The sequence below is a fragment of the Legionella gresilensis genome (genome assembly GCF_900639865.1).
Lineage (GTDB): Bacteria > Pseudomonadota > Gammaproteobacteria > Legionellales > Legionellaceae > Legionella_C > Legionella_C gresilensis.
Map to the genome: position 1 here is coordinate 1 of NZ_CAAAHX010000009.1, position 10,248 is coordinate 10,248.

Consider the following 10,248-nt stretch of genomic DNA (forward strand, 5'->3'; position numbering starts at 1 on the left):
GACCAGCGCCAATGATAGTGTGGGGTTTCCCCATGTGAAAGTAGGTCATCGCCAGGGCTTTATTCTGAAAGCGGCTTTAAGCCGCTTTTTTTATGCTTATTAGCACAGATTTTTTTCTTTAAGGGTTTTGCAACAGTTTTCCTCCTTGCCTAATTTTTTAAAGGCTTCTACTTAAATTTTTATTTCTATAGATTATTTTTTTTCTTTGCCTTGAATTATTCTATAAATGATTTTCTTATTGGTTTATAATGCCCAAAAATTTGTTTCTTATTAGGAAGTTCTTATCTAGTTTGTATTAAACAAACCAATAGTAAGTTCTTTTACTTTTTTGGTTAATTATTAATAAGCTAAACATTGCTAAAGATGAGAAGTATTTATTACATGTAGATAATTTATTAGAACTTACTGTAATATGAATCAACCAGGTTATGGGATAATAGCTTGCATGTTAGTTCGTCGTCTTCAGGAATTTATTCAGGTTGTATCTTTAAACGAGGCTAGCTTAAACTTCGCTGATTTAACATTTTTAAATTTTCTAAAAACAAATTTTTCTGCACTAGATCCTGCGCATGAGCTCTCTATTTATGAAATTTCATCTATCGAGTCCGCTTTTAAACAACGTTGGGATAATATAGTTAATATAAATGACGATTATAATTTACCATTTGTGCCATCTAATGAATGGATTACACTAGCTAAATCCCTAGGCAAAGAATTAAAAAAACCATTTTTAACAATATTGATTCCTGGCGCGGAGCTTTCTCAAAACTTTGATTTAAATGAATTAGAAGATCTAAATAATATCTATTTAGGTAATGACGATAAAACAATTTATTCTGTTACTAATCTTATCCATAAACTACGTCAATCGATTAATAATTATACCACATGTGGGAAACTTGATAATCATCCCTCTTTAACAATTAAAGAGTTATATCGCTTATGTAATAAAGGGCATCATTCTAGTAAAGAAAAGTTGGACTTTAAAGATTATTTTATTGACGAAATATTGCCTGCCTGGCATACAGATAACGTAAAGATCGAGTTAACTTCTGCTTTATGTGAAATTATTCACACTTATTTTGATTGTGAAGAGGCTGAGGATTTTGCCAAGTTTAAAATAGCATTTAAAAATTTTTGTAATTATTTAAATACCTTTGCATCTGAAGATATCAACTCTCTTTATAGTATTTATATTGAATATGAGCAAAATAAAGTTTACTTAGCACAGATTCTAATTGATTGTTTTGCAAACCCAGAATTAGAAGACTTAGGGAAGAAATTAAATGTAGTGTTAGACAAAATTTATAGCATCTATTCACCTTCTTTTTTAAAAAATAAGCTTTTTGAACGCCCTATACAAAGTAAACATTATTTTGAATTCCATAACTTGCAAGAATTATTAAATGCTTTATCGTTAACTACTCTTCCTGCATTTACCTCAAAAGCCTCTGTATTTAAACATAAATTTTTAAGTCAAAATACATTTAATTCAACTCAGTTAGAAGAGTTAAGTGATTTGTTATCTATGAATTGGCAGAAAATTATTTATAACTCTGACAATTTATTATTGCAAGAAGATAAAAGTGGGCTAACTATTTGGCATTGCTTAGTAAGGCAATTTGCTCCAACTTGGAAGACGACAGGTCAATTACCCAGGCAATTATTACCAGAGTTGTTAGCTGTTGTTGAGGCATATTTTCAAAGTATAGAATTAAATAATAAATATCAGTTAAAAAGAGCGATTATCGATTTTATTAATGCTCTGAAGTTCAGTAACGTAGAAGATGTAAACTATCTTTATAGCGTATTGTTTAAAATAAGAGGTAAACAATTTTATCTGCTGGAGTTACTAATTGAACTTTTGCAGCAAACTACGAATTTAACTCCAAAACTAAAAGCAGTTGCTCAATGGGTATATGAATTAGATCACTCTTTGATAGGAAAACAAAATCAGCTTGCTTCTGTTTATCAGACACTACAAGCTGGCGCTTATTATAAACTATCTAAATTAGAATCCTTAGTTAATGTTTTATCGACTGAATCCCTTTCCGTCGAATTAAAAGAAAAAATAGCAAAGCTTAAGCAATCTATTCGAGCTAAAGATCAAGTCAGTCAAAATCTAGTAAGGGAAATTGTGCAGATTTTTAGTTTAAGGTGGCAAGAAATCTCCGATACACCGCTTGATTATACTCGTTTAGTAGATGGCGCTAATAAATCTTGGATATCCTTAGCTCAATATTTAGAGGGCGCCAGGCTTATCAATTTTTTAAATCCGCCAATTTATTATAAATTATTAATTCCTACGTTAACGCATGAATCGGATTTTGTAACGGAAGAGAAACTTACAGTCTACCCATTAACCTATTATATCGTTTCTGAACAAGGTGATGAGCTTATCTTTTTGCCAAATTGCGTCAATAATTTTAAATATCGCAAGACATTCTATAATTGCAATCATTTTAGGCCGTTTACTACGCTTGAGAAAGAGCGTATAAGGCACTCTCTACCACATTTTGTAAATTGTTTTAATGAGGCTGAGGAAGAAAGACATGAAGTGCCAGCTAGTCGCAAAACAGTGCTGGAAGTAAAAAAATTAGTGGAAGGCACTTTATATCCTGAAGGTTTATATTTAGGTAATAATATTACCGATTCCCAATTGGACTGTGCTGAAAATAGTTATGCAGAATTTTTAGTCTATCTAAATAGTTTACCAGAAGAAGAAAGATTGCATCTGTTAAATCAGACGATTTTCTTTGAGGGACGAAAGATCACCTTTTTAGAAGTGTTAGAACAAGTCTTAGATAAAGGGGAGTGTCTTGTCGTTTACGCCCAATATTTTTTAAAGTTTTTAATTGATTATGATCCCTTTATGCGTTTTCCCGTTGAATGGGAACACAAAGTACGTATAGATCCACTTAGATTGCAATCTGCACAGAAGGTTTACAGTGATTATAATCATATAAGTTCTGAGGAAGCTATAAAAAGAATATTGATTTTATGTGTATCAGTAATGACTCATAATTTTAAATATCTTCCCCTAACCGGCAGTTCTTTATCGCTTTGGGATCGTTCTAATACAATTACCAAAACGGGAAAAGATATAATGAACTTAATAAAAAGATCAGTCGTTACAGGTAATTTCACTCAAGCTCGTTTTATTTATGCCTCGTTAATAGAAGCTATTATAAAACCCGCCTCAATTAATGACGGTTTTAGAGTTACCTTTATGCGTTATACAGATACTATGGATTGGTTAAATAAAATCATTGATGAGACTTTATTTAAACAAAACACCATTACTTGTTTTGAACCAGATACATTATTAATGGTCTTATGGTCCTATAATAACAGGAGTAGTAGAGTTGGCTTACAAATTGAATCTTTCTTAGAAGAGATTATTCTAACTCAACTTCAAGAACAAAATGATTATCTTAAATGGATACGTATTAATATAAAATTTTCCGAATTTTTAAAAGAAATACCTAGAGAAGATAGTGATGAAATTTTAAATCAACTAAGGGCAAAAATTGAGCCTATCCCACCTAGTACATTAATACAAACTATACGAGATTTTATGATTCATCGTATAGCATGGCAAGTTGCTCGTACATCGAAGAGTTTCGGAATTTTTAAAGATTCGTCAATAAATACTATATTTTATCATGACGTAGCTAAGCGATTCCATCAAGAGTTGGACGCGGTGAATTTTCAAGGCCAAGCTTGGTATAAACTACCAGACATTTTAGAAAAAATTGCCAGAAAAATTTTACATAATTTTGAGATGACTTCATTACCTAGATATTTCAATAAACTTGCCACAAATATTCCTTCTCTTGAAAATAGTCAAGATGAAGAGGAAATGTATCTTAATAGTTCTGTAATGCCAACTGTGCTTTGATTTTGAGTAAGTTTTCATATCGTCTTGAAGAGGCATGTCCGTGCTTCACGGCATCAATTAAAGCGCAGCCTGGATTATCTCGATGATTACAGTTACGAAATTTACAGTGTGATGCTAAGTCTCTAAATTCTCGAAATCCATAAATAGCCTCAGCAGAAGAAATATTGCTTAGGCTAAAATCACGTACCCCAGGAGAGTCAATAAGCGCACCGCCTTGTGGTAAGTGATAAAACCGGGAATTACTTGTTGTATGACATCCAAGCTCAGACAATTCTGAAATGGCTGCTACTTGGATTTTTTCATGAGGCAATATTTTTTCTATCAGTGAGGATTTCCCTACGCCAGATTGGCCCACAAATACATTAACCTGATCACGTAAGGCTTGCTGTAATATTAAATAGCTATTTAAATCTTCTTTAGAAGTAAATAAAAGGTTATAGCCTAATGGTTGATAATAATTAATTAACTCTTGTTGTAGAGATAAACAAGGTAAATCTACTTTATTAAGTACAATTTGGACTTGTAATTGCAAGTTTTCCGCCATAACCAAATAGCTATCAAGTAACATCCAGCTGATAGCAGGTTTTGGTGCAACGACGATAAATACTTGCGAGATATTAGCAGCAATGGGTTTATGCTCATCGCGTTTATCATTACGCGTTAGAATGGTTTTACGTGGATAGCGGCTTAAGACAACGCCTTGATCAACACCAGTTGGTTGCCAAACAACGCGATCGCCTGCGACTAAAGAATCAATATTAGGACGAATGGAACAGTGAAATCGTTTTCCATTATTATCTTCAACTTCAGCGTGTCGGCTAAAGCGAGAAATAACAAGGCCATCTTCGTGATTAGAAGAATCAGTACTAGGCTGTTGATAACTGGCTTGTATTCTTTGAACACGAGCAGTCTGCTGTTTATTAAGTCGTCTTTTACCCATGATTAAAAAGTAGCCTATTTTTGCAATTTTTTTTAAAATATTTCTTTGAGTACGCTGCAACGTTCATTTTGCAGTATATAGCAGTATTCGAATCCTTAACTACCTTAGTAAACTCTGAATTTCGCGTTGAGATATAACCTACAACTTAGTTTCTTGTAGTAAGTTTCGAAATTCTAATAAGATTTACAATCTTAAACATTAAAAATTTGTACATTATGAGGCCAAAATGCTATAAAGTACAAGTTAGATAGATTATTTTTTACAGTAGACTTTCCGAATAAGTCTAGTCAAGCCAATCGGTTATAAAGGTTTATTAATGAAAATTTACTTAGTAGGAGGCGCTGTTCGCGATCAGCTACTTAATTATTCTATTAAAGAACGTGATTGGGTAGTAGTAGGTGCTACACCCTCTTTAATGAAAAAACAGGGTTACCAACAGGTTGGCCGTGATTTTCCAGTTTTTTTGCATCCCACCACACGTGAAGAATATGCATTAGCTCGTCAAGAACGAAAAACCGCGCCGGGTTATTATGGATTTACTTGTGATTTTGATGAGCACGTAACTTTAGAAGAAGATTTAAAGCGGCGAGATTTAACAATAAATGCTATAGCAATGGATGATAAGGGTAATATTATTGATCCCTTTGGTGGTGTTAATGACATTAAAGCTAAAAAGCTTCGCCATGTTTCAGAATCTTTTATTGAGGATCCTGTCCGTGTTTTACGCGTTGCACGTTTTGCAGCTCGTTATCACCATTTAGGCTTTCAATTAGCGGAAGAAACACGGTTGCTTATGTATAAAATGGTGCAAAAGGGTGAATTAAATTATCTTGTACCCGAAAGGGTATGGCAGGAATGGCAACGTAGCTTAAGTGAAAAAAATCCTGAAGTGTTTATCAAAACGTTACGTGAATGTGGTGCTTTAGCCGTTATATTACCTGAGTTAGATGCTTTATTTGGTATTCCCAATCCACCTCAATATCATCCTGAGATTGATAGTGGCGTACATACGCTTTTGGTTTTACAAGCCGCTGCCATAGCTTCAAATGAGCCAATGGTTCGTTTTGCAGCCCTTTTACATGATTTAGGTAAAGCACTAAGCCCTATGAGTAAATGGCCAAGTCATCATGGACATGAGGAAAGAGGGATAAAAGTCATTGAATCTCTATGTCAACGCTTACGTATTCCAGCTAATTACCGCAAATTAGCAGTCATGGGATCACGATTTCATCTAAATATTCATCGACTAGCTGAACTTAAAGCGAAAACTATTGTCAAAATATTAGAGCAAACTGATGCTTATCGTAGGCCTAATATATTTGAACAACTTTTAAAGGTATGTAAGGCAGACTTACAAGGCCGTGGTAAAATAGTAGATTATCCGCAAGAAGCAAGGTGGCAATATATACTTAATGAATGTTTGAAAATTTCTGCGCAGGCTGTAATTGCAGAAGGTTATCAAGGTGTGGCAATTAAAGAAGAACTCTATAAACGACGTATTGCTTGCACTGAGTTAATTATAAAATCTTGGAATAAAGAATGAAAAGTAATAACAATTTAATTTGGATAGATTTAGAAATGACTGGCCTTGAGCCCGAGAAAGACAAGATTATTGAGATAGCAACTGTTGTTACGGATTTACATTTAAATATTTTAGCAGAAGGACCCGTCATTGCTATTAATCAATCAGAAGACATCATGTCTAGTATGGATGAGTGGAATACAAGGCAGCACAATCAATCTGGCTTAGTAAAACGCGTCCTTGAGTCTAGTATTACTGAAGCGATTGCTGAGCAACAAACGATTGAATTTTTAAAAAAATATATTGATAAAGGCAAATCACCCATGTGTGGTAATAGTATTTGCCAAGATAGACGGTTTTTATATAAATATATGCCTGAGTTAGCAGCGTTTTTTCACTATCGTAATCTGGATGTCAGCACTTTAAAAGAGTTAGTCAAGCGTTGGCAACCTAAATTAATTGATGGGGCAACCAAAGAGTCAAAACATTTAGCTTTAGACGATATAAAAGATTCTATTGCTGAATTAGTTTATTATCGACAACATTTTATTAATTTACCGAGTAAAGATCATGGTCAATCGTGAACAGTTAATTCTTCCTAATGGAGCAGATAAATTGTTACTGCACTCCTGTTGCGCTCCGTGCTCAGGAGAGGTAATGGAAGCTTTAATTTTTTCTAAGATTAATTTTTCCATTTTTTTCTATAATCCTAATATTCATCCTGTACAAGAGTATGAAATTAGAAAACAGGAAAATATTGCGTTTGCCCAAAAACACAACATTCCTTTTATTGATGCAGATTATGATAAAGATAACTGGTTTGCTCGAGCAAAGGGCTTAGAATGGGAGCCAGAACGTGGCAAACGCTGTAGTATGTGCTTTGATATGCGTTTTGATCGCACAGCTCTTTATGCATATGAGCATGGTTTTCCAGTCATTAGTAGTTCATTGGGTATTTCACGCTGGAAGGACATGAATCAAATTAATGACTCAGGTATAAGAGCGGCAGGCCGTTATCCAGGACTGATATATTGGACTTATAACTGGCGTAAAAACGATGGTGCTGCACGCATGTATGAAATCGCTAAGCGAGAAAATTTTTATAAACAAGAATATTGTGGTTGCGTTTATTCCTTACGTGATACTAATAGCTGGCGAAAGAAAAATGACAGGGAGCGAATTAAAATTGGTATTAATTATTATGGCAGCGAGCAAGAATCTTAAGCGCCAGGAGCATTTATGAGTAAACAGCATGAGCATCACCATGATCATCATGGTCAACATAGTCATCATAGTGTACCAGCCGCCTTTAATAGTGCGTTTTTAATTGCTATTAGTGCAAATGGCGCTTTTGTTGTTTTTCAAATTATTTTTTCTTTTCTAGCTAATTCTACTAGCTTACTTGCTGATGCAGTACATAATTTGGGAGATGTTTTAGGTTTGGTTTTTGCTTGGATAGCTAATGGATTATTAAAAAAATCGCCGACCCAAAATGCTACTTATGGCATGAAGAAAACATCTATCTTAGCAGCACTAGCCAATGGCATCATGTTAGTGTTTACTTGCGGTATTATCGCAACAGAAGCAATGTATAAATTATTTTCCCCTTCAGAAGTTCATGCGGGTTCTGTGATGATCGTTGCTGCTATTGGGATTTTAATTAATGGTTCTACCGCTATCTTATTTTTACGTGGTTCAAACGATTTAAATATTCGTGCTGCTTTTTTACACCTACTTTATGATGCTGTAATTTCTGTAGGTGTTGTTATTGCAGCAGCAATTATCTACCTAACTGGCTGGTTATGGATTGATCCTATCGTTGGTCTACTGATTGCTCTTATTATTATCAAAGGAACATGGTCTTTATTTAGTGATAGTTTTAGACTGATTATTGATGGCGTGCCAAGAGGCATATCTTGGCTTGCAGTATTGGAGACATTAAAGACTATAGAAGGTGTTGAACAGGTGCATGATTTACATATATGGGCTTTAAGTACGCAAGAAAATGCACTGTCTGTTCATTTATATATGCCAAAGTCTTCTTTAACAGATGAGGCTCGCCAACAGTTAATTCAAATACTTAAAGAAAAACATAATATTCATCATGCCACGATTCAGGTCGAGCAAAATTTAGCTTTTTGTGATGATGCTTGTGCAACAAAGTATGGCTTATAAATTGCTAATTTTCTAACAATAAAGCGCATGATTTTAGACATTAATATCTATTTATTAATAATTTATTAATTTTTTTTGTATACTATATTATAGGTAGTAGGTTTTTACGGATGTATTTTTATGTTTGATGATATTAAGGACTTTCTTAATAAAGGAGTCCGTTCAGCTCACATAATTAGTCATATCTATAGTCAGAATAAAAAACTTGTTGAAGTTGTTAATCTTATCCTGGAAAATAAAGAATGTCTTACTAATGATGATGAAATAAATAGGTTTAGTAGTTTTTTGTTTGACTTAGCTTTAGTAAGTAAAAAGGCAGCTAACGCATTACTTAAAGATTCCAATCATCTAATACAAGCAATTCCCTTTGCAGTGGGGGAAGAAAAACTCTTAGAATTCGCTACAAAATACCCTCATTTAGTTTTGGATTTACTAAAGAAAGCGGGTATTAAAGACGCACAACTTATTCAAAAAATGTGTGAAAATGCCCAGCTAGAAAAGCCTCAGGAAGAATTACGTCAAAGCCTTCAACCTGGACCAGATGACGATCTTCTTGAGGCTGCTGGGCGTACTCAAAAGGCAATTGTACATAATAAGCGAATTATTGATAGAGGCGGTATAAAAGGTATCATATATGGCAATGAATTTATACCTATGGTAACAAGGAAAACCCGCAACTTTAATCAACAACTTTGTTCAATTGGCTCCTCAAATAGCCGTGAAGTTATTTTATTGGATTCTAATGCGCAAGAACTAAAGGATTTATATAAACAACTGCGCAGGAATATTAAACCAAATTCAGATATAAATGACATTTTAACTGAGATTCAAAAACTAACTCGTAGCTGTTTTCCGAAAGGAAACCCAGAAATTGTTATGTTCCAATATTTTCACGGTATTGGTACGCAAAATATCCCTTTAACTGAGTTTATTAAGCAAAAACAAGGAGTGTGTCGTCATCATACCTTATTAAACGCTTATTTTTTATCTCGTTTAGTTGAAGATAAAATTTTAAGTGGTGACATTATTCATCATCGGCAAGATTTCTTAGAACAGGGCGGCCTTATAAGAGGCGCGCACACTTGGAATTTATTTTATAATCATAAAGACAGGAAATTATACTCCTTGGATTCATTATGGGAAAATATTACATGTATCACTGATCAACCGGGTGACTTAAATAGATTGTATAAGGCTACTGTTGAAAGTGTAATACAGAAAAAACATCCCGAATTTTTTCTAGAAAATGGGGCTGGAAATCAAAGAAAGGCTGAATTTAACTCTTCTCCTCCAAATATTAATTATATAAATAATCCTAAAGCATCTAACCTTTCCACTCTCGATAGAGTTAAAAATATCAAAGCTGTGATAGAGAAGGAACACTTCACTCTTAGTAGTTTTCTTTTTTTTAAGGGTGGAAAGACTGAAGAATCATTGAATAAGCGCTTACCTCATCGTATTTATGATATTTATCAAGACGTTAAGGATACAAATATTAATGAAGCAGAAGCCCAAGCATTATTAGGTAATATTGTAAAGCGAGCAAAAGATGCAATCGATAATCCGCGGCCCGGTCAAGCTTCCGGAACAACAAATTTATATAAACAAATAATCGCTTATGCTAAATGTGAAACTGATAACTTATCAAGCAGTGAAGTTATAGAAGTAGATTGGGTTGAAAATAACTTAACAACACCTTAGTATTAGCAA

7 protein-coding genes are annotated in these 10,248 nt (G+C 33.8%); 6 read left to right on the forward strand and 1 reads right to left on the reverse strand.

The features are described 5' to 3' along the window. Positions 1-445: 445 nt before the first annotated feature. Complete coding sequence (locus E1P04_RS11720) at positions 446-3,901, forward strand: hypothetical protein (protein WP_165482765.1); 3,456 nt, start codon at positions 446-448, stop codon at positions 3,899-3,901. Here E1P04_RS11720 and rsgA read toward each other — a convergent pair. Continuing rightward, complete coding sequence (rsgA, locus tag E1P04_RS11725) at positions 3,870-4,841, reverse strand: ribosome small subunit-dependent GTPase A (RefSeq protein WP_131783099.1); 972 nt, start codon at positions 4,839-4,841, stop codon at positions 3,870-3,872. The genes E1P04_RS11720 and rsgA overlap by 32 nt on opposite strands. A 316-nt stretch (positions 4,842-5,157) precedes the next feature. Here rsgA and E1P04_RS11730 point away from each other — a divergent pair, with 316 nt between their 5' ends. The 5 genes from E1P04_RS11730 (at position 5,158) to E1P04_RS11750 (ending at position 10,239) form a co-directional block, all read left to right on the forward strand. Continuing rightward, positions 5,158-6,384, forward strand: a complete 1,227-nt coding sequence (locus E1P04_RS11730) for a multifunctional CCA addition/repair protein (RefSeq protein ID WP_131783100.1) — start codon at positions 5,158-5,160, stop codon at positions 6,382-6,384. Beyond that, complete coding sequence (gene orn / locus E1P04_RS11735; RefSeq protein WP_131783101.1) at positions 6,381-6,947, forward strand: oligoribonuclease; 567 nt, start codon at positions 6,381-6,383, stop codon at positions 6,945-6,947. The genes E1P04_RS11730 and orn overlap by 4 nt, the downstream gene beginning before the upstream one ends. Then, complete coding sequence (locus tag E1P04_RS11740; RefSeq protein WP_131783102.1) at positions 6,934-7,587, forward strand: epoxyqueuosine reductase QueH; 654 nt, start codon at positions 6,934-6,936, stop codon at positions 7,585-7,587. The genes orn and E1P04_RS11740 overlap by 14 nt, the downstream gene beginning before the upstream one ends. A gap of 15 nt (positions 7,588-7,602) precedes the next feature. After that, positions 7,603-8,538 (forward strand): cation diffusion facilitator family transporter, encoded by a 936-nt coding sequence (locus E1P04_RS11745; protein WP_131783103.1) that lies wholly within the window; start codon positions 7,603-7,605, stop codon positions 8,536-8,538. Positions 8,539-8,658: 120 nt separating this feature from the next. Continuing rightward, positions 8,659-10,239, forward strand: a complete 1,581-nt coding sequence (locus tag E1P04_RS11750; protein ID WP_131783104.1) for a hypothetical protein — start codon at positions 8,659-8,661, stop codon at positions 10,237-10,239. The last annotated feature ends 9 nt before the right edge of the window (positions 10,240-10,248 follow it).